Annotated in this window: 21 protein-coding genes; 7 read left to right on the forward strand and 14 right to left on the reverse strand. The window is 70.6% G+C overall.

Going from position 1 to position 26,236, the window contains the following annotated elements; translation table 11 throughout:
* Positions 1-13 precede the first annotated feature (13 nt).
* Positions 14-1,234: an NYN domain-containing protein gene (locus IE239_RS04320; RefSeq protein WP_190147892.1), complete on the reverse strand. Its 1,221-nt coding sequence runs from the start codon at positions 1,232-1,234 to the stop codon at positions 14-16.
* Between the two features lie 223 nt (positions 1,235-1,457).
* Here IE239_RS04320 and IE239_RS04325 point away from each other — a divergent pair, with 223 nt between their 5' ends.
* Positions 1,458-1,622 carry a hypothetical protein gene (locus IE239_RS04325; RefSeq protein WP_190147893.1) on the forward strand — a complete coding sequence of 55 codons (165 nt, stop codon included), beginning with the start codon at positions 1,458-1,460 and terminating at the stop codon, positions 1,620-1,622.
* A gap of 86 nt (positions 1,623-1,708) precedes the next feature.
* Here the strand turns inward: IE239_RS04325 and dnaE are convergent, their stop codons facing one another.
* Positions 1,709-5,248 carry a DNA polymerase III subunit alpha gene (gene dnaE / locus IE239_RS04330; protein ID WP_190147894.1) on the reverse strand — a complete coding sequence of 1,180 codons (3,540 nt, stop codon included), beginning with the start codon at positions 5,246-5,248 and terminating at the stop codon, positions 1,709-1,711.
* Between the two features lie 214 nt (positions 5,249-5,462).
* Here dnaE and IE239_RS04335 point away from each other — a divergent pair, with 214 nt between their 5' ends.
* The 4 genes from IE239_RS04335 (at position 5,463) to IE239_RS04350 (ending at position 10,255) form a co-directional block, all read left to right on the forward strand.
* Complete coding sequence (locus IE239_RS04335; protein WP_190147895.1) at positions 5,463-6,803, forward strand: DUF2252 domain-containing protein; 1,341 nt, start codon at positions 5,463-5,465, stop codon at positions 6,801-6,803.
* 67 nt (positions 6,804-6,870) lie between these two features.
* Positions 6,871-7,563, forward strand: coding sequence for a hypothetical protein (locus IE239_RS04340; RefSeq protein ID WP_190147896.1), 693 nt, complete (start codon positions 6,871-6,873; stop codon positions 7,561-7,563).
* A gap of 97 nt (positions 7,564-7,660) precedes the next feature.
* Positions 7,661-8,473, forward strand: coding sequence for a thioredoxin domain-containing protein (locus tag IE239_RS04345; protein ID WP_190147897.1), 813 nt, complete (start codon positions 7,661-7,663; stop codon positions 8,471-8,473).
* 102 nt (positions 8,474-8,575) lie between these two features.
* On the forward strand, positions 8,576-10,255 hold the full coding sequence (locus IE239_RS04350) for an alkaline phosphatase D family protein (protein ID WP_190147898.1): 1,680 nt from the start codon (positions 8,576-8,578) through the stop codon (positions 10,253-10,255).
* Positions 10,256-10,372: 117 nt separating this feature from the next.
* Here IE239_RS04350 and IE239_RS04355 read toward each other — a convergent pair whose 3' ends face one another.
* A complete protein-coding gene (locus IE239_RS04355) occupies positions 10,373-10,942 on the reverse strand; it encodes a dienelactone hydrolase family protein (protein WP_190147899.1) in 570 nt (189 codons plus the stop codon).
* A gap of 98 nt (positions 10,943-11,040) precedes the next feature.
* On the opposite strand from IE239_RS04355, the gene IE239_RS04360 reads away from it, so the two are divergent.
* On the forward strand, positions 11,041-12,153 hold the full coding sequence (locus IE239_RS04360; RefSeq protein WP_190147900.1) for a mechanosensitive ion channel family protein: 1,113 nt from the start codon (positions 11,041-11,043) through the stop codon (positions 12,151-12,153).
* Positions 12,154-12,317: 164 nt separating this feature from the next.
* On the opposite strand, the gene IE239_RS04365 is transcribed toward IE239_RS04360, so the two are convergent.
* The 5 genes from IE239_RS04365 to IE239_RS04385 form a co-directional block, all read right to left on the reverse strand.
* The gene (locus IE239_RS04365) at positions 12,318-13,904 is read right to left on the reverse strand and encodes a Na+/H+ antiporter (RefSeq protein WP_190147901.1); all 1,587 of its coding nucleotides are present in this window, start codon (positions 13,902-13,904) and stop codon (positions 12,318-12,320) included.
* Positions 13,905-13,970: 66 nt separating this feature from the next.
* A complete protein-coding gene (locus IE239_RS04370) occupies positions 13,971-14,459 on the reverse strand; it encodes a GNAT family N-acetyltransferase (RefSeq protein ID WP_190147902.1) in 489 nt (162 codons plus the stop codon).
* Positions 14,456-15,400, reverse strand: a complete 945-nt coding sequence (locus IE239_RS04375; RefSeq protein ID WP_190147903.1) for an RluA family pseudouridine synthase — start codon at positions 15,398-15,400, stop codon at positions 14,456-14,458. Before IE239_RS04375 ends, IE239_RS04370 begins: the two co-directional genes overlap by 4 nt.
* A 75-nt stretch (positions 15,401-15,475) precedes the next feature.
* Positions 15,476-16,072 (reverse strand): signal peptidase II, encoded by a 597-nt coding sequence (gene lspA, locus IE239_RS04380; RefSeq protein WP_190147904.1) that lies wholly within the window; start codon positions 16,070-16,072, stop codon positions 15,476-15,478.
* Positions 16,073-16,137: 65 nt separating this feature from the next.
* On the reverse strand, positions 16,138-17,052 hold the full coding sequence (locus tag IE239_RS04385; protein WP_190147905.1) for a TraR/DksA family transcriptional regulator: 915 nt from the start codon (positions 17,050-17,052) through the stop codon (positions 16,138-16,140).
* A 606-nt stretch (positions 17,053-17,658) separates the two neighbouring features.
* On the opposite strand from IE239_RS04385, the gene ileS reads away from it, so the two are divergent.
* Positions 17,659-20,802, forward strand: coding sequence for an isoleucine--tRNA ligase (gene ileS, locus IE239_RS04390; RefSeq protein WP_190147906.1), 3,144 nt, complete (start codon positions 17,659-17,661; stop codon positions 20,800-20,802).
* Between the two features lie 190 nt (positions 20,803-20,992).
* Here ileS and IE239_RS04395 read toward each other — a convergent pair whose 3' ends face one another.
* The 6 genes from IE239_RS04395 to ftsZ all read right to left on the reverse strand — a co-directional run bounded on the left by IE239_RS04395 (position 20,993) and on the right by ftsZ (position 26,105).
* A complete protein-coding gene (locus IE239_RS04395; RefSeq protein WP_190147907.1) occupies positions 20,993-22,285 on the reverse strand; it encodes a DivIVA domain-containing protein in 1,293 nt (430 codons plus the stop codon).
* Between the two features lie 52 nt (positions 22,286-22,337).
* A complete protein-coding gene (locus tag IE239_RS04400; protein ID WP_190147908.1) occupies positions 22,338-22,622 on the reverse strand; it encodes a YggT family protein in 285 nt (94 codons plus the stop codon).
* A 61-nt stretch (positions 22,623-22,683) separates the two neighbouring features.
* The gene (locus tag IE239_RS04405) at positions 22,684-23,325 is read right to left on the reverse strand and encodes a cell division protein SepF (RefSeq protein WP_190147909.1); all 642 of its coding nucleotides are present in this window, start codon (positions 23,323-23,325) and stop codon (positions 22,684-22,686) included.
* A 127-nt stretch (positions 23,326-23,452) separates the two neighbouring features.
* Complete coding sequence (locus tag IE239_RS04410) at positions 23,453-24,172, reverse strand: YggS family pyridoxal phosphate-dependent enzyme (RefSeq protein ID WP_190147910.1); 720 nt, start codon at positions 24,170-24,172, stop codon at positions 23,453-23,455.
* A gap of 5 nt (positions 24,173-24,177) precedes the next feature.
* Positions 24,178-24,906, reverse strand: coding sequence for a peptidoglycan editing factor PgeF (gene pgeF, locus IE239_RS04415; RefSeq protein WP_190147911.1), 729 nt, complete (start codon positions 24,904-24,906; stop codon positions 24,178-24,180).
* Positions 24,903-26,105 carry a cell division protein FtsZ gene (gene ftsZ, locus IE239_RS04420; RefSeq protein WP_190147912.1) on the reverse strand — a complete coding sequence of 401 codons (1,203 nt, stop codon included), beginning with the start codon at positions 26,103-26,105 and terminating at the stop codon, positions 24,903-24,905. Before ftsZ ends, pgeF begins: the two co-directional genes overlap by 4 nt.
* Between the last annotated feature and the right edge of the window lie 131 nt (positions 26,106-26,236).

A 26,236-nucleotide genomic window follows, 5' to 3' on the forward strand; every position in this document is an offset into this window, starting at 1 on the left:
CGGGAGTACCGGCTCAGTCCCCCGCCGGAGCGTGCTCGGCGGCCGTGCGCACGTCGATCTCGCGCCAGAAACCCGCCCGGATGGCGTACCGGTCGTGTTCGTCGATCTGGTCGTCCTTGTGGGCGAGCAGTCCGAAGCGGGCCGCGTACCTCAGCAGCTCGCCGTCGATGCGGTGCGGGATGCGCGGGTACATGCCCGACAGCTTCTGCAGATGGCCCTGGTCGCCGAGGCGTCCCATCCAGCGGCGCGCGAAGACCTGGCCCACCTCGAAGGGATCGCCGCCGACGGTGGTGATGTCCTCCTCGCGGTCGGCCCACCGCTGCTCGGCCGTGGTGACCTGCGCGAGCGTCGGCATCGAGGCGACCTCGGAGGGTTCGGGGGCGGCTCCGGGCCGGTCGACCCAGCCCTTGTCGGAGGACCAGCGCAGGGTCGCGGTGGCGGGGTGCTGGACGGCCTGGGCGCCGGGTGCGCGCAGGGCGGCCAGGTCCTTGGGGGTCGGGACGCCCTTGGGGGCGGGGACGCGCTCCTGCGTGCCGTTGTCGGAACCGCCGCCTCCGGAGGGGTGCTCGGTCTCCTCGGGGGTGCGCTCGGCGGCCGGTGCGAGCCCGGATTCGGGCAGCGGGGCGGAGAGGATGGCGGCGATCTCGGGCCGGGGCGCCGGCGGCGGCGCGCAGATCCCGCCGAGCTCCTTGGCGCGGACGGCCTTGGTGATCCAGGTGCGGTCCAGGACGCGCCGCTCGTCCGCCTCGGCGACCAGGTCCTCGGACTGGTTGTAGTCGCCGTCGGCGGCCTGCACGGCCCACAGGTGGACGGCGACGCCGTGCTCCTTGGCGGCCATCATCCCGGGCAGCAGATCGCCGTCGCCGGTGACGAGGACGACGTCGGAGCAGGCGCGGTTACGGGCCAGCTCGGTCAGCTCGGCGTGCATGGCGGCGTCGACGCCCTTCTGGGCCCACCGTCCGTCGCTGCGGGTCAGGGCGCCCAGCCGGACGGTCACCCGGGGCATCACCCGCAGCCTGCGGTGCTCGGGCTGCGGAACGCGGTCGGGAGCGCCGTCGAACCAGTAGATGCGCAGCAGCGGGCGCTCGGTCTCGGACTCGGCCTGTTCGCGCAGGCCCTGGACGAGGGCGGCGTGGTCGACGGTGATGCGGGATCGCGAGGGCTCTCCGGCGAGGAGACTCGCGGCGGCCCCCAGCAGATACCCGGCGTCCACCAGGACGATGCAGCGGTCCACACGACTCACCCTCTTTCCGGGAGGTTTGCTTCGGGCTTCCTTCGAGTCTGCCCGACGGCGCGGAGGTTAACGGCCCGAACTCGATCTTCGGCGTGGCGTTTCGCGTGCGTGCATGGCGACAACCCCTGTTACACACGGTAATTATCCGAAATGCGTCGTAAGTCAGCCTATGTGAATCTGGTCCCGGCCCTGGCCCCTAGATCCCCCCAGGAGGCAGAGCACCATGGCCAAGAACAAGAAGCAGGAACGTAAGCAGCCGCAGTCCGAGCGTGGTCAGCAGGCGGCACGGCCGTCCACGATGGAGTCGCAGGCCGAGCAGCACATCGCCCAGGTGACACCCGCCGACATGGCCCGCAAGGGCCGGCAGAAGCGCTTCGGCCACAACTGACCCCGGAGCGGCGTGCTGTTGCAGCCCGAGCACAGCGAGGGGCGCATCCGATGCCGGATGCGCCCCTCGTCTGCGTCGTCCCGCGATCAGCCGGCCAGGCAGGACGGGCCGAGCAGCACCTTCAGATCGCCGAACAGCGCGGGATCGGGCTTGACCCGGTGCCGGTCCAGACGCAGCACGGTCGTCTTCGTCGGGCCCTGGAGCCTGATCCGGACCTCGCTGTCGCCCCGGTGGTGGGTGAGGATCTCGCCGAGGCGGTTGATCATCGGCGGGGTGACGCGGGTGGCGGGGATGGTGAGGATCACGGGCGCGTTGGTGCCCGCGTTGGACAGGTCGGGGACCTGCAGCTCCATCGCGACGAGCCGCGGCACGTCCTCGCGCTTGTCGAGGCGGCCCTTGACGAAGACGACGGCGTCCTCGACGAGTTGGGTCGACACGAGCTGGTACGTCGCCGGGAAGAACATGCACTCGATGGAGCCCGCGAGGTCCTCGACGGTGGCGATCGCCCAGGCGTTGCCCTGCTTGGTCATCTTGCGCTGCAGGCCGGAGATGATGCCGCCGATGGTCACCACCGCGCCGTCCCCGTGCTCGCCGCCGGTGAGCTGGGCGATGCCCGCGTCGGCCTTGTCGGACAGCACGTGCTCCAGGCCGAAGAGCGGATGGTCGGAGACGTACAGACCGAGCATCTCCCGCTCCTGGGCGAGCAGATACGTCTTCTCCCACTCGTCGGTCGTGAACTCGACGTCGAGACCGAAGCCGGGCTCGCTGGTCTCCTCCTCGCCCATGCCGCCGAAGAGGTCGAACTGGCCCTCGGCCTCCTTGCGCTTGACCGCGACCACGTTGTCGATCATCGGCTCGAAGTGCGCGGTGAGGCCCTTGCGGGTGTGCCCCAGGGTGTCGAACGCGCCCGCCTTGATCAGCGACTCCGTGGTGCGCTTGTTGCAGGCGACCGCCTCGACCTTGTCGAGGTAGTCGGGGAAGGAGGCGTACTTCCCCTTGGCCTTGCGGCTCCTGATGATCGACTCGACCACGTTGGTGCCGACGTTGCGCACGGCTTCGAGGCCGAAGAGGATCACGTCGTCGCCCTGCGCGGCGAAGTTGTGCACCGACTCGTTGACGTTCGGCGGGAGCACCTTGATGCCCATGCGCCGGCACTCGTTGAGGTAGACGGCCGACTTGTCCTTGTCGTCCTTGACCGAGGTGAGCAGTCCGGCCATGTACTCGGCCGGGTGGTTCGCCTTCAGGTAGGCGGTCCAGTACGAGACCAGGCCGTACGCGGCGGAGTGCGCCTTGTTGAACGCGTAGCCGGCGAAGGGGACCAGGACGTCCCACAGGGCCTTGATCGCCTCGTCGCTGTAGCCGTTCTTCTTCGCGCCGGCCTGGAAGATGGTGAAGTTCTTCGCCAGTTCGTCGGGCTTCTTCTTGCCCATCACGCGGCGCAGGATGTCGGCCTCGCCGAGCGAGTACCCGGCGATGATCTGGGCGGCCTTCTGCACCTGCTCCTGGTAGACGATCAGACCGTAGGTGACGGCCAGGACCTCTTCGAGGGGCTCCTCCAGCTCCGGGTGGATCGGGGTGATCTCCTGGAGCTTGTTCTTGCGCAGCGCGTAGTTGGTGTGCGAGTCCATGCCCATCGGGCCCGGACGGTAGAGCGCGGAGACGGCGGAGATGTCCTCGAAGTTGTCGGGCTTCATCAGGCGCAGCAGCGAGCGCATGGGGCCGCCGTCGAACTGGAAGACGCCGAGGGTGTCACCGCGCTGGAGCAGTTCGAAGGTCTTCGGGTCGTCGAGCGGCAGGGCCAGCAGGTCGAGGTCGATGCCCTTGTTGGACTTCACCATCTTGACGGCGTCGTCCATGATCGTCAGGTTGCGCAGCCCCAGGAAGTCCATCTTGAGCAGGCCGAGCGACTCGCACTGCGGGTAGTCCCACTGGGTGATGGTCACGCCGTCCGTGTGCCGCACCCAGATGGGGGCGTGGTCGACGATGGGCTCGCTGGACATGATCACGCCCGCCGCGTGCACACCCATCTGCCGGACCAGGCCCTCGACGCCCTTGGCGGTGTCGATGACCTTCTTGACGTCCGGCTCGTTCTCGTACATCGCGCGGATCTCGCCGGCCTCGCTGTAGCGCGGGTGCGAGGGGTCGGTGATGCCGTTGAGGTCGATGCCCTTGCCCAGGACGTCGGCGGGCATGGCCTTGGTGAGGCGGTCGCCCATCGCGTACGGGTAGCCCAGCACGCGCGCGGAGTCCTTGATGGCGTTCTTCGCCTTGATCTTGCCGTAGGTGCCGATCATGGCGACCTTGTCGGCGCCGTACTTCTCGGTCACGTAGCGGATCACCTCGACACGCCTGCGCTCGTCGAAGTCGATGTCGACGTCGGGCATGGAGACGCGCTCGGGGTTGAGGAACCGCTCGAAGATCAGACCGTGCGGGATCGGGTCGAGGTCGGTGATGCCCATGGCGTAGGCGACGATCGAGCCGGCCGCGGAACCACGGCCGGGACCGACGGCGATGCCGTTCTTCTTCGCCCACATGATGAAGTCGGCGACGACGAGGAAGTAGCCCGGGAACCCCATCTGGATGATGACGTCCATCTCGTACTCGACCTGCTTCTGCCGGTCCTCGGGGACGCCGCCCGGGAAGCGGCGGTCCATCCCGCGGCGGACCTCCTCCTTGAACCAGGTGACCTCGGTGAAGCCGTCGGGGATGTCGAACTTCGGCATGAGGTTCTTCGCCTCGAACATGCCGGTGGTGTCGATCTGCTCGGCCACCAGGAGGGTGTTGGCGCAGCCCTCCTGCCAGGCGTCCGAGGAGTCGATGGCGTACATCTCGTCGGTGGACTTCAGGTAGTAGCCGGTGCCGTCGAAGCGGAAGCGGTCCGGGTCCGAGAGGTTCTTGCCGGTCTGGATGCACAGGAGCGCGTCGTGCGCGGTCGCCTCGTGCGCGTACGTGTAGTGCGAGTCGTTGGTGACCAGCGGCGGGATGCCGAGCTTCTTGCCGATCTCCAGGAGGCCGTCGCGGACCCGGCTCTCGATCTCGATGCCGTGGTCCATCAGCTCCAGGAAGTACCGGTCCTTGCCGAAGATGTCCTGGTAGTCGGCGGCCGCCTTGAGCGCCTCCTCCTTCTGGCCGAGGCGCAGCCGGGTCTGGAGCTCTCCGGAGGGGCAGCCGGTGGAGGCGATGAGCCCCTCGGACCACTGGGCGATGGTCTCCTTGTCCATCCGGGGCCACTTCTGGAGCCAGCCCTCGGCGTACGCGTCCGAGGAGAGCCGGAAGAGGTTGTGCAGGCCCGTCGCGTTCGCCGCCCAGATCGTCTTGTGGGTGTAGCCGCCGGAACCGGAGACGTCGTCGCGCTTCTGGTGCGGCTGGCCCCACTGGATCTTGCGCTTGTTGCGCCGCGACTCGGGAGCGACGTACGCCTCGATCCCGATGATCGGGGTGACTCCGGCCTTCTTCGCGGTGTGGAAGAAGTCGTACGCCCCGTGCAGGTTTCCGTGGTCCGACATGGCGATGTGGGTCATGCCCATCTCGTTGCACGCGTCGAACATGTCCTTCAGCCGCGCGGCACCGTCCAGCAGGGAGTACTGGGTGTGGACGTGCAGGTGCGTGAACGGCGGCTTTGACACGGCTGCGGCCTCCAGGGAAACAAGGGTCGACGGGCGCCCCACGGGTTGCGGACGGTCCGGGGGACAGCGTCGAAGTCTATGCCTCGCCACTGACACTCCGGGGTCTCCCACGCGTACCTTCACAGCGAGGGGCACGGGCACTTTCGCACGGCTCCGCCCGTTGGAGACGACAGAAACGCTGTCGTACACGTCATGCACCAGGAGGCACCCAGCGATGTCGGTTCCGCAGCTCGACGACGAGCACCGCGGCGAGCAGATCCTCGCCGTCTTCGACACCGCGTTCGGCGAGCTCCTGGCCGCCGACCCGGCCGCGTTCCGCGTGAAGTTCCGGAAGATGGCGGCCTCGGCGTTCGCGTTCTACCGGGGCACGGCGGGCCTCTTCTACCACGATCTCACCGCGAACGACGGCTTCGGCTCGAGGCGGGGCGGCCCGTTCCTGGACGACCGCACCTCGCGCGTGTGGATCCACGGCGACCTGCACGCGGAGAACTTCGGCACGTACATGGACGCCACGGGCCGGCTGATCTTCAACGTCAACGACTTCGACGAGGCCTACGTCGGCCCCTTCACCTGGGACCTCAAGCGGCTGTCCGCCTCGCTCGCCCTGATCGGGTACGCGAAGGCGCTCTCCGACGACCAGATCACCGAGCTGGTGGAGGTCTACGCGGGCGCCTACCGCGAGCGCGTCCACGCGCTGGCGACGGGCGCCAAGAGCGACGAGGTGCCGCCCTTCACCCTGGACACCGCCCAGGGCCCCCTGCTGGACGCGCTGCGCGACGCCCGCTCGCTGACCCGCTTCGGGCTGCTGGACTCGATGACGGAGATCCGTGACTTCGAGCGCCGCTTCGCGCCGGGCGGCGGCTCCGTCGAGCTGGACGCGGCGACCCGCTACAAGGTCCTGGCCGCCTTCGACGGCTATCTGGAGACGCTGCCGGAGTCCTCGCTGACCCGCCCGGACTCCTACCGCGTCAAGGACGTCGTCGGCCGCCGCGGCATCGGCATCGGGTCGGCGGGCCTGCCGTCGTACAACATCCTCCTGGAGGGCAACAGCGACGCCCTGGAGAACGACGTGGTGATCTACATCAAGCAGGCCCAGACCCCGGCCGTCTCCCGGCACGTCACCGACCCCGCGATCCGCGACTACTTCCAGCACGAGGGCCATCGCACGGTGATCTCCCAGCGTGCCCTGCAGGCCCACGCCGACCCGTGGCTGGGCTGGACCGAGCTGGACGGCGCGGGGCAGCTGGTCGCCGAGGTCTCGCCCTACGCGGTCGACCTGGACTGGGGCGACATCGACGATCCGGAGGAGATCGCGGGCGTCGTCGCCGACCTGGGCCGGGCCACGGCCACCATGCACGCGGCCGCGGACGACCAGTCCGGCGAGTCGCTGGTGCCGTTCTCCACGGAGCGGGCCATCGACGCGGCCATCGCGGCCGACGAGGACGGCTTCGCGCCGCTGCTCGTCGACTTCGCGCACGCCTACGGCGCACGCGCGCGTGCCGACCACCAGATCTTCGTCGACCTGTTCCGCAACGGCCGGATTCCAGGTCTCTAACGGTCCGCCGCTCACAGGGACCCTTTAGCGGCCTCCTACAGCGGTACGTGGCACACTCTCCTGCGCAATGGACATATCCGGGACCCGCCTCAGAGCCGTACGCGCGGCGCTGTTCACGGCCTTCGTCGTGACGCTCAGCAGCGCGTCGCACGTGCTGCTGTCGCGGGTCCCGCTGCCGCTCAGCACGGTGGCCGTCGTCGCGGCCGCCGTGTTCGGCCTCGCATACGCCCTCGCCGGCCGCGAGCGCGGCTTCGGGCGGATCGCGGCCCTGCTGATCCCGCTGGAGCTGGCCGCCGACACCGTCTTCACCACCGGGCAGCACGTCTGCTACGGCCGGGCGGGCGGCCCGGTCGCCGGGCCGCTGGCCTCGGTCGGCTGGGACGTGCTGTGCGGCGACGGCACGCCCTTCGGCACCCCGCTGGCCCAGGTCACGGGCACCGACCCCGACCGGCTCGGCGGTCTGCTCGCCCACGCCGACCCGGCCACCGCCTGGCTGCTGCTCGCCGCGCACGTCGGCGTCGGCCTGCTCGCCGCCGCCTGGCTGCGCAGGGGCGAGCGGGCGCTGGCCCAGGTGCTGCGGGCGGCCACCGCGAACACCTTCCGGCCGCTGTTGCTGGCCGTCGCCGCCGTGACCGTACGACGCGCCCCGGCGGTCCGCCGCCTGCCGCGCCCCGCGCCCCGTACGGCCACCGTCCGCGAGCGGATCCTCGTGCACTCCCTGGGACGGCGCGGCCCGCCGTGCCCGGCCGCCGCCGTCTGACCGGACCGGCGGCCGCCGAGCACGGCTCGGCACGAGTCCCCGCACGTCCCCACAAGACTTCCGCGTACCCACGGGTGCGCGTCCCTTTGGAGAAACCATGAGCAAGAGGAACAGCGCGGCGTCGAAGACGGCGGCCCGGGAGCGGCTGCGCATCGAGCGCGAGCGCGAGGCCAAGCGGGCCAAGGCCAAGCGGCAGATCATCGTCGCGTGCTCGGCCGTCGCCGTGCTGGCCGTGGCCGGCGGCATAGGCTACGCCGTCGTCCAGGCCAACAAGCCGGGCTACTGGGAGGACGCCGCGAAGGCCAAGCTGGTCGCGCCGGCCAACACCAGCGGCAAGGACGGCACGACCGTCGTCATGGGCAAGGCGAGCGCCAAGAAGACCCTCGTGATGTACGAGGACCCGCGCTGCCCCGTCTGCGCCGAGTTCGAGCAGACCGTCGGCTCCACGGTGAAGAGCGACTTCGACGCCGGCAAGTTCAAGCTCCAGTTCGTCGGCGCGACGTTCCTCGACAGGAACCTGACCGGCGAGGGCTCCAAGAACGGTCTCAGCGCCCTGGGCGCGGCGCTGAACGTCAGCCCGGAGGCGTTCCTCGAGTACAAGACCGCGCTGTACTCGGTGAAGTACCACCCCAAGGAGACCGAGGACAAGTTCAAGGACGACTCCTACCTGATCAAGGTGGCCGACACGGTCCCGGCCCTGAAGGGCAACGCAAAGTTCCAGAAGGCGGTCAAGGACGGCACCTACGACCGCTGGGCGCTGGAGATGGCCAAGACCTTCGACAGCAGCGGCGTCTCGGGAACCCCGACGCTGAAGATGGACGGCAAGACACTGACTGGCCCCGGCGGCAAGAACGCCCCGATGACGGTCGCCGACTTCAACACGGCGCTCACCGCGGCCCTCAAGGGCTGACCGGCTCCTGAGCGACGGTTCAGCCGCCGTTCCGCGAAGAGCGGGCGAACTCTTGGGAGTTCGCCCGCTCTTTTGTCATACCGGTCAGTAATCTGATCGGCCGTGACCAGTAGACACGGAACATCCGAGAGCGCCGCCACCCCGTCGCAGCGCCCCGACTCGCTTCTGCCGCGCCGCCGCACGGTCGTCAAGGCGGCCGCCGCCACCGCCGTGCTGGCCGGCCCGCTCGTCGCCGCGCTGCCCGCCCGCGCCGCCGAGGCCCCCGTCTTCCTGCACGGCCTCGCCTCCGGGGACCCGCTGCCCGACGGCGTCCTGCTGTGGACCCGGGTGACGCCCACCGCCGAGGCGGCACCGGGTTCCGGGCTCGGCCCGGACACCGAGGTGAGCTGGGTCGTCGCCCGGGACAAGGCGCTGACCGACGTCGTCTCCCGGGGGACGACCACCGCGACCGCCGCGAGCGACCACACCGTCAAGGCCGACGTCCGCGGCCTCGCGCCCGCCACCGACTACTGGTTCCGCTTCTCGGCCGGCGGCGTCGACTCCCCCGTGGCGCGTACCCGCACCGCGCCGGCGGCCGACGCGGCGGTGACCGGGCTGCGCTTCGGCGTGGTCTCCTGCGCCAACTGGGAGGCCGGCTACTTCTCCTCGTACCGCCACCTCGCGGCCCGCGGCGACCTCGACGCCTGGCTGCACCTCGGCGACTACATCTACGAGTACGGCACCGGCCAGTACGGCACGCGCGGCGCCGTCGTACGGCAGACGGCGCCCGCCCACGAGATCCTCACGCTCGCCGACTACCGCACCCGGCACGGCAAGTACAAGACCGACCCGGACCTCCAGGCGCTGCACAGCAAGGCGCCGGTCATCGCGATCTGGGACGACCACGAGTTCGCGAACGACACCTGGTCGGGCGGCGCGGAGAACCACACCGAGGGCGCCGAGGGCGCCTGGTCGGCGCGTCAGGCGGCCGCCAAGCAGGCCTACTTCGAGTGGATGCCGGTCCGCCCGGCGATCGCCGGCACCACCTACCGGCGGCTGCGGTTCGGCAAGCTCGCCGACCTCTCGCTGCTGGACCTGCGGTCCTTCCGCTCCCAGCAGGTCGGCGTGGGCAAGGGCGCCGTGGACGACCCGGACCGCACGATCACCGGCCGCGCCCAACTGGACTGGCTCAAGGCCGGGCTGAAGGCTTCCGACACCGCGTGGCGGCTGGTCGGCAACTCGGTGATGATCTCGCCGTTCGTGATCGGCTCGCTCTCCGCGGACCTGTTCAAGCCGCTGGCCAAGCTGCTCGGCCTGCCCCAGGACGGCCTCGGCCTCAACACCGACCAGTGGGACGGCTACACCGACGACCGCCGTGAACTCCTCGCCCACCTGCGCGCGAACGCCATCCGCAACACGGTCTTCCTGACCGGCGACATCCACATGGCGTGGGCCAACGACGTGCCGGTGGACGCCGGGACCTATCCCCTGTCGGCCTCGGCCGCCACGGAGTTCGTGGTCACCTCGGTGACCTCCGACAACCTCGACGACATCGTGAAGGTCCCCGAGGGCACCCTCACCGCGGTCGCCTCCCCGGTCATCCGGGCCGCCAACCGGCATGTGCACTTCGTGGACACCGACCGGCACGGCTACGGCGTCCTGGACCTCACCGCCGACCGCGCGCAGATGGACTACTACGTCGTCTCCGACCGGACGAACCCCGCCGCGACCTCGTCGTGGTGGCGCTCGTACCGCACGCGCACCGGCACGCAGAAGGTGGAGCGCACGTACGACCCGGTGTAGCGGCCGGCCCGCCCGCTGAGGGGATCCGGCCGCCCGGCCCGGTCACGGCCCCCGGTCAAGGGGCACGGCGCCACAGAGCCGCAAGGCCCCGAGGGTCACGGGTTCACGGCCACGGGGTCACAAGGTCTCGAGGAAGCCGAGCGCCACCCGCCAGGTGGCCTCGGCCGCCTCCTCGTCGTAGTCGGGCAGGCCGGGGTCGGTGTACAGGTGCCCGGCTCCCGCGTACCGGTAGATCTCCACGTCGGCGCCCGCTCTGCCCATCTGGAGATACCAGGCGCTCAGCCAGTCGTCGGTCTCGAACGGGTCCGGCCCGGCCACATGAAGCTGCACCGGCAGATCGTCCACCGTGACGTTCGGCGCGAGGTCCGAGGTGCCGTGCAGGAGCAGCAGGCCGCGCGCCTTGTCGTCGCCGAGGGCGAGCGTCTGCGCGATGGACGCGCCCAGCGAGAACCCGGCGTACACCAGCCCTCGCTCCGAGTAGGGGGCGGCGGCCAGGACCGCTCTCCTGAGCAGCTCCTCCTTGCCGATCTCCTCCTTGTACGCCATGCCCTCCTCGACCGTGTCGAACGTGCGCCCGTCGAAGAGGTCCGGCGTGCGGACCTCGTGTCCGGCGGCGCTCAGCCGGTCCGCCGCGGCGCGCACCGCGGGCCGCGGACCGTAGGTCGAATGGAAGAGCATGATGTTCATGCGCCCATGGTGCCAGCCGGCACCGACAGCCCCGTGCGTGCGCCTCCTCACAGAAGTCACAGGTTCAAGGCCTCGCGGACCCGGTTACGTTCGAAGTCATGGAGAACCTGCTCCGCCCCGTGATCGTGGTGGGCGGATCGGTGGTGCTGACCTTCCTCATCGGCTGGGCCACCGACCGTCTGCTGTGCAAGGCCGACCGACGGCACCCCGAGACCTCTCTCTGGGGCCTGCTGCGCCGTGCTCGCATCCCGTATCAGCTGGTGCTGTGCGCGGCGATGCTGAGAGGCTCCTACGACCAGGCGCAGCTGTCGCAGGACCACAAGGTCGGCATCGGCCGCACCCTCACCCTGGTGCTGATCGGCTCGGCGGCCTGGCTGGTGATCCGGATCGCCGGGGCGGTCGTCGAGACGTCGTACTCGCACTACGCGCGGATGCACCGCGACGCGGCCCGGGTCCGCAGGGTGCGCACCCAGGTGTCGCTGATCATGCGGGTGGTCTCGGCCGTCGTCGGCGTCGTCGCGGCCGCCGCGATGCTGCTGACGTTCCCCGCGATGCGCGCGGCGGGCGCCTCCCTGCTGGCCTCCGCCGGGATCCTCGGCATCGTCGCCGGTGTGGCCGCCCAGTCCACGCTGAGCAACCTGTTCGCCGGGCTGCAGATCGCGTTCGGCGACATGGTGCGCATCGGCGACACGGTGGTGGTGGACGGCGAGTGGGGCACGGTCGAGGAGATCACCCTGACCTTCCTGACCGTGCGCACCTGGGACGAGCGCCGCATCACGATGCCGGTGTCGTACTTCACCTCCAAGCCGTTCGAGAACTGGTCGCGCGGCACGCCGCAGATGACCGGCATCGTCTACTGGCATGTCGACCACGCGGCGCCGGTGGAGGCGATGCGGGAGAAGCTGCGCGACATCCTGCGCGAGTGCCCGGCCTGGGACGGCCGTGCCTGCGGCCTGGACGTCACGGACACCACGCCCAACACCATGCAGGTGCGGGCGCTGGTCACGGCCAAGGACTCCGACGACATCTGGACGGTGCGGGTCAGGGTCCGCGAGGAGATGATCCGCTGGCTGTGGAAGGAGCACCCGTACGCGCTGCCGCGGGTCAACACCGCGAACGCGGCGCTGCCTCCGGGCCGTCTGCCCGCCCAGAGCTCCTCCCCCGACGGTGCTGCCCGCCACGCCGCCGAGTCGCCGCGCACGGGCCGCTGAACGTCGGACGCCCGCTCGGCGACCCCGTCGGCCCGGACGACCGGCACGACCTGAGGGTGAGGGGCGGCGGGGCCGGGGGCGCGACGGTTCACGCGACCGTCGCGCCCCCGGCCGCCGGCCACCGGCGGTCGGAACCCCCCGGCCGCCGCCCCAGGCCGTCCGCCTCAGCGCAGGCTGCGCACGTCCAGATGCCGCAGCACCCGGTCGACGATCTCGGGGTCGGCGCCGGCCTCGCTGCGCGCCGCCACCACCTCGTGCCGCGCCGCGCTCAGCATCTCGTTCTGGATCCGCCGCACCCGCTTGAGCCGGCGCACCCGCTGGTCGTGCCCCTCGCGCCGCTCGTCCTCCCCGACGTCCGGGCTGATCCGCAGCCCGATGTCGAAGGCCCGCCGCAGCATCTGCTCGGACAGCTCCTCGGAGAGGTCCTCCTCGGACTCGATCTCGCGCAGCCGCTGCTTCGCCGCCTTCGCCGCCCGCACCGCCAGTTCCTTCTCGAACGCCTTCTCGCGGCCGGTGTCGGACCGCACGCCGAGCCGCTTCACCAGCCAGGGCAGCGTGAGCCCCTGCAGCACCAGCGTTGCCATGATCACGCCGAACGCGATGAAGACGATCTCGTTGCGATCGGGGAAGGGCCCCCCGTCGTCGGTCTCCAGCGGGACGGCCAGCGCCAACGCCACCGAGGCCACCCCGCGCATCCCCGCCCACCACATGACGACGGTCTCCCGCCAGTTCGTCGGGATGTCCTCCAGATGGTCCTTGCGGGCGTGCAGCCGCTGCGTCAGCCAGGTCGCCGGCATCAGCCAGAGCAGCCGCACGACGACGACCACGGCCACGATCACGCCCGCCCACCCGAGCATCTCCGCCCAGCGTCCCGAGGCCGTGCGGATCGCGTTGTGCAGCTCCAGGCCGATCAGCCCGAACGCGACGCCCGTGACGAGGGTGTCGATGATGTCCCAGAAGGTGTGGCCGGCCAGCCGGGTCAGCACGTCGTCGGGGTCGGTGGCGTACTCGGCGAGGAAGAGCGCGGTGGTCAGCACGGCCAGCACCCCGGAGCCGTGGAACTCCTCCGCCAGCACGTACGAGGCGTACGGCACCAGCAGCGTCAGCCCGATCTGCAGCGTGGTGTCGCCGAGGACGTCCAGCAGCCGGTTCGCGCCCCACCCGAGCGCCACGCCCACGGCCACCGCCACCACGGCGGACAGCACCAGGTCGAGACCGGCACGCCACGGCGAGAACGTCCCGCTCACGGCTGCCGCGATCGCGACGTGGTAGAGCACGATGGCCGTGACGTCGTTGAACAGCCCCTCGCCCTCCAGGATGGACACCAGCCGGCGGGGCAGGCCCAGCTGCCCGGCGACGGCGGTCGCCGCCACGGGGTCAGGGGGCGCGACGAGCGCGCCCAGCGCGACGGCGGCGGCGACCGGCAGACCCGGCACGACCGCGTGGGCCACGGCGGCCACACAGACGGTCGTGACGAAGACCAGCGCCACGGCCAGCAGGAAGATCGGCCGCACGTTCGCCGCGAACTGCCGCCAAGAGGTCCGCCGCACCGCCGCGTACAGCAGCGGAGGCAGCAGCAGGGGCAGGATCAGGTCGGGCGGGATCTCCACGTTGGGCACGAAGTCGAGCACCGCGAGGACGATGCCGAGCAAGGTCATCAGCACCGGCGCGGGCAACCCGAACCGGTCCCCCACGGGGACGCTCACCACGGCCCCGAGCAGCAGAACGAACAACAGGGCCAACTGGTCCACGGTCAGCGCTCCGGGTCTGGACGATCAAGAACATCCGGACCTCAAGCGTCGCACGCCCGCCGTCCGCTACAGCGAACGGCGCATGGACCGGTGCGGAATGCCCGCCTCCAGGTCCTCCGGCCCGTAGGCCGTGTACCCCAGGCGTTCGTAGAATCCCAGCGCGTGCGTCTGTGCGTGCAGGTCCACCGCCGTGAGTCCCCGCGCGCGTGCCGCCTCCTCGATGCCTTTCACCAGAGCGACGCCGACACCCAGCCCGCGCACCTCGCGTGTCACGGCGAGCCGCCCCAGCGAGCCCACCGACGGATCGCCGGTCCCGGCCGCGGCCGCCTCGCCGTACAGCAGCCGCCCGGCGCCGAGCGGCCGCCCGTCCTGCCCGACCGCCAGCACGTGCACGGCGCCGGCGTCGTGCTCGTCGTACTCCAGGTCCTCGGGCACGCCCTGCTCGGCGACGAAGACCTCCTTGCGGACGGCGAAGCAGGCCTCCCGGTCGGCGAGGTCCTCGGCGACGCGCACCACGTACGCACGCGTGCCGCTCGGCCGGAGGTCTTCACTCATCCGTAGGTCTCCTCGCGGACCTGGTCGAGGGCCTTGGCCAGGTCCGCGGGGTAGTCGCTGGCGAACTCCGCCCACTGGCCGTCCCCGGGGTGCTCGAAGCCCAGCCGCACGGCGTGCAGCCACTGCCGGGTCAGCCCCAGCCGCTTGGCGAGGGTGGGGTCGGCGCCGTACGTCAGGTCGCCCACGCAGGGGTGGCGGTGGGCGGCCATGTGCACGCGGATCTGGTGCGTGCGGCCCGTCTCCAGCTTCACGTCCAGCAGGGAGGCCGCCCGGAAGGCCTCGATCAGGTCGTAGTGCGTGACGGACGGCTTGCCCTCGGCGGTGACCGCCCACTTGTAGTCGTGCTGGGGGTGGCGGCCGATGGGCGCGTCGATGGTGCCGCTGGTCGGGTCGGGGTGGCCCTGGACGAGCGTGTGGTAGCGCTTGTCGACCGTGCGCTCCTTGAACTGGCGCTTCAGCGACGTGTACGCCCGCTCCGACTTGGCGACGACCATCAGACCGGACGTGCCGACGTCGAGCCGGTGCACGATGCCCTGGCGCTCGGCCGCGCCGGAGGTGGAGATCCGGTAGCCGGCGGCGGCCAGCCCGCCGATCACCGTCGGCCCGCTCCAGCCGGGCGACGGGTGCGCGGCCACGCCGACCGGCTTGACGATGACGACCACGTCGTCGTCGTCATGGACGATCTCCATGCCCTCCACCGGCTCGGCGACGATCTGCACCGGCGCCGGGGCCTGGGGCATCTCGACCTCCAGCCAGGCGCCGCCGCTGACCCGCTCGGACTTGCCGACCACCGAGCCGTCGACCATGACCTTCCCCGCCGCGGCCAGCTCGGCGGCCTTCGTACGGGAGAAGCCGAACATGCGGGAGATGGCGGCGTCGACGCGCTCGCCCTCCAGGCCGTCCGGCACGGGCAGGGTACGGATCTCGGGAATCGTGCTCACCCGTCGAGTATGCCGGACGGGCACGGCCCCGCCGTACGGGCCTGTGGACGGCCGCCCGCGGAGACCCGGCGGATCTCAGTCCCTGTGGACGGTCCCGTCCGGGTCCAGACCCCGGAAGGACAGCAGCACGATCAGGATGCCGCCGCACACGATCGCCGAGTCGGCGAGGTTGAAGACCGCGAAGTGCTTGGGTGCGATGAAGTCCACGACCGCGCCCTCGAAGACCCCCGGGGCGCGGAAGATCCGGTCGGTGAGGTTGCCCAGCGCACCGCCCAGCAGCAGTCCCAGCGCGATCGCCCAGGGCAGGCTGTGAAGCTTGCGGGCGAGCCGGGCGATCACCACGATCACGGCGGCGGCGATCACCGTGAAGATCACGGTGAAGGCCTCGCCGAAACCGAAGGCCGCGCCCGCGTTGCGGATGGCCTCGAGCCGCAGCCACTCCCCGACGATCTCGATCGGCGCGTGATGCTCCAGCTTGGCGACCACGAGCATCTTGCTCACCAGGTCGAGCGCGTACACGAACGCGGCCACGGCGAAGAGCACGGCGATACGGCGCTTGCCCCTGGGCCGCGCCCCGGCGCTCTCCTGCTCACCAGGGCCGGACGACTGCTCCGGCTCGGATCCCGTCTCTGGGGTGTCCGGCGTACCGATGACGCGCTCCGCCTCTGCCACGTGAGTCCCTCAACCTAGGTGCCTGACTGAGGACGAGGGTACGGCAACCCCCGGCCGTCGGACGATCAGTAGCGGCGCTCCTGCTTCTGCTTGCACTCGACGCACAGCGTGGCCCGCGGGAAGGCCTGCATCCGGGCCTTGCCGATGGCGTTCCCGCAGGCCTCGCACAGTCCGTAGGTGCCGGCGTCGAGGCGCTCCAGGGCGTGCTCGGTCTGGATCAGCATCTCGCGCGCGTTGGCGGCCAGCGCCAGTTCGTGCTCGCGCGTGATGTTCTTGGTGCCGGTGTCGGCCTGGTCGTCGCCGGCGCCGTCCCCCGAGTCGCGCATGAGGCCCATCAGCGCCGCCTCGGACGAGGCCAGTTCCGCGCGCAGCCGCTCCATCTCGGACTGCAGCTCCGCGCGCGCCTCCTCCACCTCCTCGGGCGTCCAGGGCTCCTCGCCCGGGCGCACCGCGAGCTCGCCCGGCTCCGCCGCGACCAGACGTGCCTTGGGAACGGCGGTCTTCGCCGCCATGGCCGTACCCGGAGTCTTCTTCGCAACCACAGTCGTGGCTCCCGTCTGCTCCGCGGCCGAGGCCGCGCCCACCTTCTTGGCCGTGTTCTTCCTGCCCGCGCTCGTCGCGGCCACGCCCTTGGCACCGGCGACCTTCCTGGCCGCCGCCTTCTTGACGGCAGTCCTCCCGGCTACCGCCTTCTTCACGGCCCCCTTCCCGGCGGCCCCCTTCCCTGCGGTCTTCTTGGCGAGGGTCTTCTTGGCGACCGCCTTCTTCCCGGCGGGCTCCCCCGGGGCGGTCCCCGTCACGGCGCTCTTCTTCGCCGCGGTCCTCTTGGCGGCCGCCGCCTTCCCGGTCCCGCCCGCGGCGGGCGACCGCACCGTCTTCACGGCCCGCCCGGCCTTCGAGTCCTCGGCCGCGTCAGGGGCGTCCGTGTCCCTGGCAGAGGCGGACACCGACTGCTGTACGGCGGTCTTCTTCGCCACCATGGCCGCGGCCCCTTCACATATTGTGATCTTGCACGCGAATCGTGCTGGGACGATAAATCGACTTGGAGCCCGCGGCAACGGGGCACACCGCCCGATTCGCCTGCCTCGCGCGCGCCGCGCGGCAGGCCTGCATGCGTTGTGCCCAGCTCCCCGCCGGGTAATCCGCCGAGCCGGACGTCCCGCGATCCCTGTCAGGACACTGGGACATTCCGCCACCATTCGGGGCATCCAGGAGCCCCTCGTCCGTGGCGTCCACGGCCCCCGTAAACCGGTCGGCCGCTGTCGTCGTCGAGCCGTACACTGGGCGGAGCGAAAAGCGTGGATGGGGACGAGTAGCGGCGTACGCAGCCCAGAGCGACCCGGGGACGGTGGAAGCCCGGGGGCGAGCGCGACGTGAAGATCACCCCGGAGCCGCCGGAAGAAGACCCCGCAGGGGTTGGTAGACCCGGCATCGCGACCCCAATGAGGGGGCTCACCGGAGCGCAGGACGCCTCGGGGGGCCAAGGAGGGTGGTACCGCGGGAGCGCGCCGCACACGGCGTAGACAGGCAAGAAGGCTCTCGTCCCTCCGACGGAAGGCAGCACGTCCGCCGGAGGAAGCTCGCAGATGACAACGCCGCAGTACCGCCAGGTGCCCGCCCAGGTCGACCTGCCCGCCCTCGAGCACGCGGTGCTCGACTTCTGGCGCGAGCAGAAGATCTTCACCAAGAGCCTGGAGCAGTCCGAGGGGCGCCCCGAGTGGGTGTTCTACGAGGGCCCGCCCACCGCGAACGGCATGCCGGGCGCCCACCACATCGAGGCGCGCGTCTTCAAGGACGTCTTCCCCCGCTTCCGCACCATGCGCGGCTACCACGTGGCCCGCAAGGCCGGCTGGGACTGCCACGGCCTCCCGGTGGAACTGGCGGTCGAGAAGGAACTCGGCTTCAGCGGCAAGAAGGACATCGAGGCCTACGGCATCGCCGACTTCAACGCCCGGTGCCGTGAGTCCGTGCTCCGGCACACCGACGCCTTCGCCGAGCTGACGACCCGCATGGGCTACTGGGTCGACCTCGACGACGCCTACGTCACCATGGACCCCGAGTACATCGAGTCGGTCTGGTGGTCGCTGAAGCAGATCTTCGACAAGGGCCTGCTCGTCCAGGACCACCGCGTAGCCCCCTGGTGCCCCCGCTGCGGCACCGGCCTGTCCGACCACGAGCTGGCCCAGGGCTACGAGACGGTCGTCGACCCGTCCGTGTACGTCCGTTTCCCGCTCACCTCCGGTCCGCTCGCCGGCCAGGCAGCGCTCCTGGTGTGGACGACGACCCCGTGGACCCTGGTGTCCAACACGGCCGTGGCCGCGCACCCCGAGGTCTCCTATGTCGTCGCCACCGACGGCGAGGAGAAGCTCGTCGTCGCCGAGCCGCTGCTCGCCAAGGCGCTCGGCGAGGGCTGGGAGACCACCGGCCAGACCTTCACCGGCGCCGAAATGGAGCGCTGGACCTATCAACGCCCGTTCGAGCTCGTGGAGTTCCCGGCCGAGGCGCACTTCGTCGTCAACGCCGAGTACGTCACCACCGAGGACGGCACCGGTCTGGTCCACCAGTCCCCCGCCTTCGGCGAGGACGACCTCAAGGTCTGCCGCTCCTACGGGCTGCCCGTGGTGAACCCGGTCCGCCCGGACGGCACCTTCGAGGAGTCCGTCCCGATGGTCGGCGGCGTCTTCTTCAAGAAGGCGGACGAACAGCTCACCGAGGACCTCCAGCAGCGCGGCCTGCTGTTCAGGCACATCCCGTACGAGCACAGCTACCCGCACTGCTGGCGCTGCCACACCGCGCTCCTGTACTACGCGCAGCCGTCCTGGTACATCCGCACGACGGCCGTCAAGGACCGCCTCCTCCAGGAGAACGAGAAGACCAACTGGTTCCCCGACACGGTCAAGCACGGCCGGTTCGGCGACTGGCTGAACAACAACATCGACTGGGCGCTGTCGCGCAGCCGCTACTGGGGCACCCCGCTGCCCATCTGGCGCTGCGAGGACGACCACCTCACCGTCGTCGGCTCGCGCGCGGAGCTCACCGAGCTCACCGGGACGGACCAGTCCGAGCTCGACCCGCACCGCCCGTTCATCGACGCGGTCACCTTCGCCTGCCCGCACGACGGCTGCGGACACACGTCCACGCGCGTGCCGGAGGTCATCGACGCCTGGTACGACTCGGGTTCGATGCCGTTCGCGCAGTGGGGCTACCCGTACAAGAACAAAGACCTGTTCGAGTCCCGCTACCCGGCCCAGTTCATCTCCGAGGCCATCGACCAGACCCGCGGCTGGTTCTACACGCTGATGGCGGTCGGCACGCTGGTCTTCGACAAGTCGTCGTACGAGAACGTCGTCTGCCTCGGTCACATCCTCGCCGAGGACGGCCGCAAGATGTCCAAGCACCTGGGCAACATCCTGCAGCCGATCCCGCTGATGGACCAGCACGGCGCGGACGCGGTCCGCTGGTTCATGGCGGCCGGCGGCTCCCCGTGGGCGGCCCGCCGGGTGGGCCACGGCACCATCCAGGAGGTCGTGCGCAAGACCCTCCTGACGTACTGGAACACGGTCGCCTTCCAGGCCCTGTACGCCCGTACGTCCGGGTGGGCGCCCAGCGAGGCCGACCCGGCCCCCGCCGACCGCCCGCTGCTCGACCGCTGGCTGCTGTCGGAGCTCCACGCCCTCACCGACCAGGTGACCCAGGGGCTGGAGGCCTACGACACCCAGCGCGCCGGCAAGCTGCTCTCCGCGTTCGTGGACGACCTGTCCAACTGGTACGTCCGCCGCTCCCGCCGCCGCTTCTGGCAGGGCGACAAGGCGGCGCTGCGCACGCTGCACGAGGTCGTGGAGACGGTCACCAAGCTGATGGCCCCGCTGACCCCGTTCATCACCGAGCGGGTCTGGCAGGACCTGATCGCGCCGGTCACGCCCGGCGCCCCGGAGTCCGTGCACCTGTCGTCGTGGCCGGAGGCGGACCTCTCGGCGATCGACCCGGAACTGTCGAAGCAGATGGTCCTGGTCCGCCGCCTGGTGGAACTGGGCCGCGCCACACGCGCGGAGTCGGGCGTCAAGACCCGCCAGCCGCTGCGCCGCGCGCTGGTCGCCGTCGCCGGGTTCGACGCCCTCTCCCCCGAACTGCACGCGCAGATCACGGAGGAGCTGAACGTCGAGTCGCTGGCCTCGCTCTCCGAGGTGGGAGGGTCGCTGGTCGACACGACCGCCAAAGCCAACTTCCGCGCTCTGGGCAAGCGGTTCGGCAAGCGCGTCCAGGACGTGGCCAAGGCGGTCGCGAACGCCGACGCGGCCGCGCTCTCCCTCGCCCTGCGCGAGGGCACGGCGTCGGTGGAGGTCGACGGCGAGACGGTCGCTCTGGCTCCCGACGAGGTGATCATCACCGAGACCCCCCGCGAGGGCTGGTCGGTCGCCTCCGACTCCGGCGCCACGGTCGCCCTCGACCTGGAGATCACCGAGGAGTTGCGCCGCGCGGGCCTGGCCCGCGACGCGATCCGCCTGATCCAGGAGGCGCGCAAGAACAGCGGCCTCGACGTCGCCGACCGCATCGCGCTGCGCTGGAGCGCGACCGACCCGGGAGCCGTCGACGCCCTGTCCGGGCACGCCGGCCTCATCGCCGACGAGGTCCTCGCCACGGACTTCGCCCAGGGCGAGGCGGACGACTCCTACGGCGCCCCGTTCACCGACGAGGCCCTGACGCTGACGTTCCGCCTCCGCAAGGCCTGAGCCCGACGCGAAGGGCCCGGCTCCCGGAGAACCGGGGGGCCGGGCCCTTCGTCGTGCGGGCGGCGTACCGCGTGGCGGCGCACCCGGCGGTCATGCTCGTCAACACGCGTAAAAGGGGCGGGACCCCGGATCGTGATCCGGGGTCCCGCCCCTTTGAACGCTGCCGACGCCCAAGGCGTACTACTGGCCGTCAGTTGTCGTCCTCGTCGATGAGGAAACCACGCATCGGCGAAGGAGCCTGGCCCATCGGGGAGGGACCCTGCGGACGTACCGGAGCCATCGGCTGAGTCATCGCCGGGGACATCTGCTGCTGGCCGCCGTAGGACGGAGCGGCCGGGCTGGGACCGCCCATGCCCGGGTTGCCTCCGTAGGACGGAGCGCTGGCGCCGGCCGGAGCCATCGAGGGCGCCGGGGACGGCGGCAGGGAGGCCGTGGCCGGAGTGCGCGGCGGAGCGAGGGAGTCGTCGGCCTGGGTCTCCAGCTGACGCAGCTGGGACTCGAGGTACGACTTCAGGCGCGTGCGGTACTCGCGCTCGAAGCCGCGCAGGTCCTCGACCTTGCGCTCCAGCGTGGCGCGGGCGGACTCCAGGGAGCCCATCGCGACGCGATGCTTCTCCTGCGCGTCCCGCTCCAGGGCGTCGGCCTTGGCACGCGCGTCGCGCTCGAGACCCTCGGCACGCGAACGCGCCTCGCCGACGATCTTGTTGGCCTCGGAACGGGCCTCGGCGATCGCCTGGTCGGCGGTCTGCTGAGCCAGCGAGAGGACACGCGCGGCGCTGTCGCCACCGGGGCCCTGACCGGGGCCGCCCATCGGACCGCCCATGGGGCCGCCCATCGGACCGCCCATCTGCTGCTGCATGGGGGGCTGGCCGCCCATCGGGCCCTGACCCATGGGGCCTTGACCCATCGGACCCTGACCCATCGGGCCCTGACCCATGGGGCCCTGGCCCATCGGACCCTGACCCATCGGGCCGGGCCCCTGCGGGCCGCCCTGTCCGCCGGGACCGGCGGGCAGCTGCGGCGCACCGCTCGGCAGCTGGGGCGGGCCACCCATGGGGCCACCCATCTGCTGCTGCGGCGGGCCCGATATGCCGGCGGGAACCGGAGCGCCGGGACCTCGCATGCCCTGCTGCGGCATTCCCTGCGGAGGCATCCCCTGCTGCGGCATACCGCCTTGCTGCATACCGCCCTGCTGCATGCCCCCTTGCTGCATGCCGCCCTGCTGCTGCATACCGCCCTGCGGGGGCATGCCACCCTGCTGCTGGTCCTGCTCGGGAGGCTTGCGCATGTTCTGCTGGTTCTGGGCAGCAGCACGCGTGGCCGCGGCCAGTTTGGCGCGCAGGTCCTCGTTCTCGCGAAGCAGACGCGTCAGTTCGGCTTCGACCTCATCGAGGAAGGCATCGACCTCGTCCTCGTCATAGCCTTCTCGGAGGCGGACGGTCGTGAACTGCTTGTTCCGCACGTCCTCGGGGGTCAACGGCATCTCTTCACCTCAACGTAGTCGTCGGCATCGGCAAGACGGTAGTTCACATCGCTCACAGCCCTCTCACGATCGTGATCAGGATGTAGACGATGATCATCAGTACGAAGAAGGACAGGTCGAGCGCCACGCCCCCGAGACGCAACGGCGGGATGACCCGCCGCAGAAGCTTGAGCGGTGGATCGGTGACAGTGTAAGTGGCCTCCAGAACGACCACCATCGCCTTGCCGGGCTGCCATGAGCGGGCGAACTGGAAGACGTAGTCCATGACCAACCGGAAGATGAGCACGATGAGGAAGACCATCAGCGCGATGTAGACGACATCCAGGACCACGCTCATGTTCGGTGCTTCCCTCTCCCCTGCTCTGTACTGCTCTGTACTGCTTGTCCGGTCGTACGTCTCAGCTCTGGTTGAAGAACCCGCCCTCTGCGATGCGGGCCTTGTCCTCCGCCGTGACATCGACGTTAGCAGGCGACAACAGGAACACCTTCTGCGTCACCCGCTCGATGCTGCCGTGAAGACCAAACACCAGACCGGCCGCAAAGTCGACAAGTCGCTTCGCGTCCGTGTCGTCCATCTCAGTCAGATTCATGATCACCGGGGTGCCCTCACGGAAGTGTTCCCCGATGGTACGGGCCTCGTTGTAGGTCCGGGGGTGAAGCGTGGTGATCCGGTACGGCTCTCGTTCCGACACGACCTTGGGCATGATCACCGGTGCGTTCTTCTCCAGGGACTGACGTTCTTGTGTGATGGACGCCACGGGCGCGATACGCGCCGGACGTCCCGATTCCGCGGCGAGCGAAGCGGATCGGGCCACCGGCTCACGCGGTGCGGGCGGCTGCACGATTCGCACCTCTTCATCCCGTTGGGACTGATGTGCGCCGTGTGATTGACGGGACGGCTCGTGCCGCCGGTGATCCCGCTCGGGTTCCGGGTCGAGCTCGGGTTCGAAGTCGTCATCGGGGTCGAAACCCCGGCCGTCGTACCCATCGTCCTCCACGAGGCCGAGGTAGACCGCCATCTTGCGCATCGCGCCGGCCATGCTCTGAGTCCTCCGCTCTGTGGTGGATCGACTTCCGACTGCCAAGTCCCGCGATCCACGTGGCCCTTATGTCCGCCTTCGGCGGTAATGACCATATTTTCTGCTGTGGTCCGACTTCCTGGCGACGTTACCCGAGCCTGGCGCGGACTCCGAGTACCGCGGTGCCGACGCGTACATGTGTCGCTCCGGCCGCCACGGCGTCCTCGAGGTCCGCACTCATCCCTGCCGACACCATGGTGGCAGCAGGATGGTCTCGGCGCAGGTCAGTCGACAAATCCATCAACCGCCCGAACGCCGCCCGCCTGCGCCCCTCGTACTCCCCGCTCAGAGGTGCGACGGTCATCAGTCCGTCGATCCGCAGCCCCGGGGAGCCGGCGATCAGGCCGGCCAACTCCTCGACGCCGCCCGGGGCCACGCCACCGCGTTCGCCCCGCTCGCCGGACCCGGCGTCCAGGGCGACCTGGACGAGACAGCCCACCTCGCGGCCGGCCCGCACGGCCTCCTTCGACAGGGCCGTCACCAGCCGGGCGCGGTCAACGGACTGCACCACGTCCGCGTAACCCACCACGGAGCGGACCTTGTTGGTCTGCAGCTGCCCCACGAAGTGCCAACTGAGCGGCAGGTCGGAACACTCGGCCGCCTTGGGCGCCGCGTCCTGGTCCTTGTTCTCGGCGACGTGCCGCACACCGAGCCCCGACAGGATCCGCACGTCGCTCGCCGGGTAGGTCTTGGTGACCACGATCAGGGTCACGTCTTCCCGGGCGCGCCCGGCCGCCGCGCACGCGGCGTCGATGCGCTCGCGCACCTTCGCCAGATTCGCGGCGAGTTCGTTCTCACGGTCCGTCATGTGCATCAGTCCAGCCAGACATATCCCGCGAGTCGCCCCGTGGTGCGATCGCGGCGGTACGAGAAGTGATCGTCCGACTCCCGTGTGCAGACGGGCGAGGCCTCCCGGTCGCGCACCCCGAGCCGGCCGAGCTGCGCGTGCACCCCGGCGGTCACGTCGACCGCGGGAGTGCCCCAGCTCGTCTCGGCGTGCGCGGCCGGCTCGACGGCGGCCACCTCGGCACGCATCGCCTCCGGGACCTCGTAGCACCGGCCGCACACGGCAGGGCCGGTGCGGGCCACGATCCGGGCGGGGTCGGCGCCGAGCGACTCCATCGCGTCGACCGCCGCGGGCACGATGCCCTCGACCATGCCGGGCCGCCCGGCGTGCGCGGCCGCGACCACCCCGGCCACGGGGTCGGCGAGCAGCACCGGCACGCAGTCCGCGGTCAGCACGGCGAGGGCGAGGCCACGGGTCGTGGTCACCACGCCGTCGACCGGCGGGGTGATCCTGGTGGTCCAGGGCCCGTCGACCTCGGCGACGTCGCTGCCGTGCACCTGGTTCATCCAGACCACCCGGCCGGGCTCCAGGCCCAGCGACCGGGCGGCCAGCTCGCGGTTGGCCCGCACGGCGCCGGGGTCGTCGCCGACGGCTCCGCCGAGGTTGAGCTGCTCATACGGAGCGGCGCTCACCCCGCCCCACCGGTCGGTGAAGGCGAAGTGCGCGCCGCTCACGCTCTCGCGCTGTCCTATCACTTCAGGAAGTCCGGCACGTCCAGTTCCTCGGCCGCGCTGTCCGTGTAGGTCCGCGACGGCGGCACCGGCGGCGAGGCCGAGAGGTCGGCCACCGGCTCGGGGGCCGGCTCCGGCTCCTCCTTCGGCGTGACGCTGCCGAGCGAGCCGAACGACGGACGGCTTTCGGGCTGCCGTACCGGAGTGGGCTCCTCCCGGCGGGACGAGGACGAGGACGAGGACGACCCCATGACGGTCTCCCGGCGGGCCGGGGGCTGCCCCCCGTCGAAGCCGGCCGCGATGACCGTGACCCGGACCTCGTCGCCCAGCGCGTCGTCGATGACCGCGCCGAAGATGATGTTGGCCTCGGGGTGGGCCGCCTCGCTCACCAGTTGGGCGGCCTCGTTGATCTCGAACAGGCCGAGGTCGGATCCGCCGGAGATGGAGAGCAGCACGCCGCGGGCGCCGTCGATGGAGGCCTCGAGGAGCGGCGAGGAGATCGCCATCTCGGCGGCCGCCACCGCGCGGTCGTCCCCGCGGGCCGAGCCGATGCCCATGAGGGCCGAACCGGCCTCGGACATGACCGACTTCACGTCGGCGAAGTCCAGGTTGATCAGACCGGGGGTGGTGATCAGGTCGGTGATGCCCTGGACGCCGGAGAGCAGGACCTGGTCGGCCGACTTGAAGGCGTCCAGGACCGAGACCTGGCGGTCCGAGATGGACAGCAGCCGGTCGTTGGGGATCACGATGAGGGTGTCGACCTCTTCGCGGAGTTCGGCGATGCCGTCCTCGGCCTGGTTGGCGCGGCGCCGGCCCTCGAAGGTGAAGGGGCGGGTGACCACGCCGATGGTGAGGGCGCCGAGGTTGCGTGCGATGTTGGCCACGACGGGTGCGCCGCCGGTGCCGGTGCCGCCGCCCTCGCCGGCCGTCACGAAGACCATGTCGGCCCCCTTGAGGACCTCCTCGATCTCCTCGCGGTGATCCTCGGCGGCCTTGCGGCCGACGGCCGGGTTGGCGCCGGCGCCGAGTCCGCGGGTGAGTTCGCGGCCGACGTCGAGCTTGACGTCGGCGTCGCTCATCAACAGCGCCTGCGCGTCGGTGTTGATGGCGATGAACTCGACGCCCTTGAGACCGACCTCGATCATCCGGTTGATGGCATTGACACCACCGCCGCCGACACCGATGACTTTGATGACTGCGAGGTAGTTCTGCGGTGCTGCCACGTCGAAGGCCTCTCGCCTCGAGTTACGTGTCGTCGCCTCACAGGTGATGCGATCCGACGACTGATGCCGAATGGGGCGGTCCGTTTCGCCGACCCGAACCCTAACGCTGAAGTTTAGGGTTACCAGTGTGT

The organism is Streptomyces humidus, from assembly GCF_014649655.1.
GTDB lineage: Bacteria > Actinomycetota > Actinomycetes > Streptomycetales > Streptomycetaceae > Streptomyces > Streptomyces humidus.

Coding starts and splice junctions, on each gene's coding strand:
- IE239_RS04325 (WP_190147893.1), top strand. CDS start 1,458: ATGGCCAAGAACAAGAAGCAGGAACGTAAGCAGCCGCAGTCCGAGCGT.
- IE239_RS04335 (WP_190147895.1), top strand. CDS start 5,463: ATGTCGGTTCCGCAGCTCGACGACGAGCACCGCGGCGAGCAGATCCTC.
- IE239_RS04340 (WP_190147896.1), top strand. CDS start 6,871: ATGGACATATCCGGGACCCGCCTCAGAGCCGTACGCGCGGCGCTGTTC.
- IE239_RS04345 (WP_190147897.1), top strand. CDS start 7,661: ATGAGCAAGAGGAACAGCGCGGCGTCGAAGACGGCGGCCCGGGAGCGG.
- IE239_RS04355 (WP_190147899.1), bottom strand. CDS start 10,942: ATGAACATCATGCTCTTCCATTCGACCTACGGTCCGCGGCCCGCGGTG.
- IE239_RS04360 (WP_190147900.1), top strand. CDS start 11,041: ATGGAGAACCTGCTCCGCCCCGTGATCGTGGTGGGCGGATCGGTGGTG.
- IE239_RS04370 (WP_190147902.1), bottom strand. CDS start 14,459: ATGAGTGAAGACCTCCGGCCGAGCGGCACGCGTGCGTACGTGGTGCGC.
- IE239_RS04385 (WP_190147905.1), bottom strand. CDS start 17,052: ATGGTGGCGAAGAAGACCGCCGTACAGCAGTCGGTGTCCGCCTCTGCC.
- ileS (WP_190147906.1), top strand. CDS start 17,659: ATGACAACGCCGCAGTACCGCCAGGTGCCCGCCCAGGTCGACCTGCCC.
- IE239_RS04395 (WP_190147907.1), bottom strand. CDS start 22,285: ATGCCGTTGACCCCCGAGGACGTGCGGAACAAGCAGTTCACGACCGTC.
- IE239_RS04400 (WP_190147908.1), bottom strand. CDS start 22,622: ATGAGCGTGGTCCTGGATGTCGTCTACATCGCGCTGATGGTCTTCCTC.
- IE239_RS04405 (WP_190147909.1), bottom strand. CDS start 23,325: ATGGCCGGCGCGATGCGCAAGATGGCGGTCTACCTCGGCCTCGTGGAG.
- IE239_RS04410 (WP_190147910.1), bottom strand. CDS start 24,172: ATGACGGACCGTGAGAACGAACTCGCCGCGAATCTGGCGAAGGTGCGC.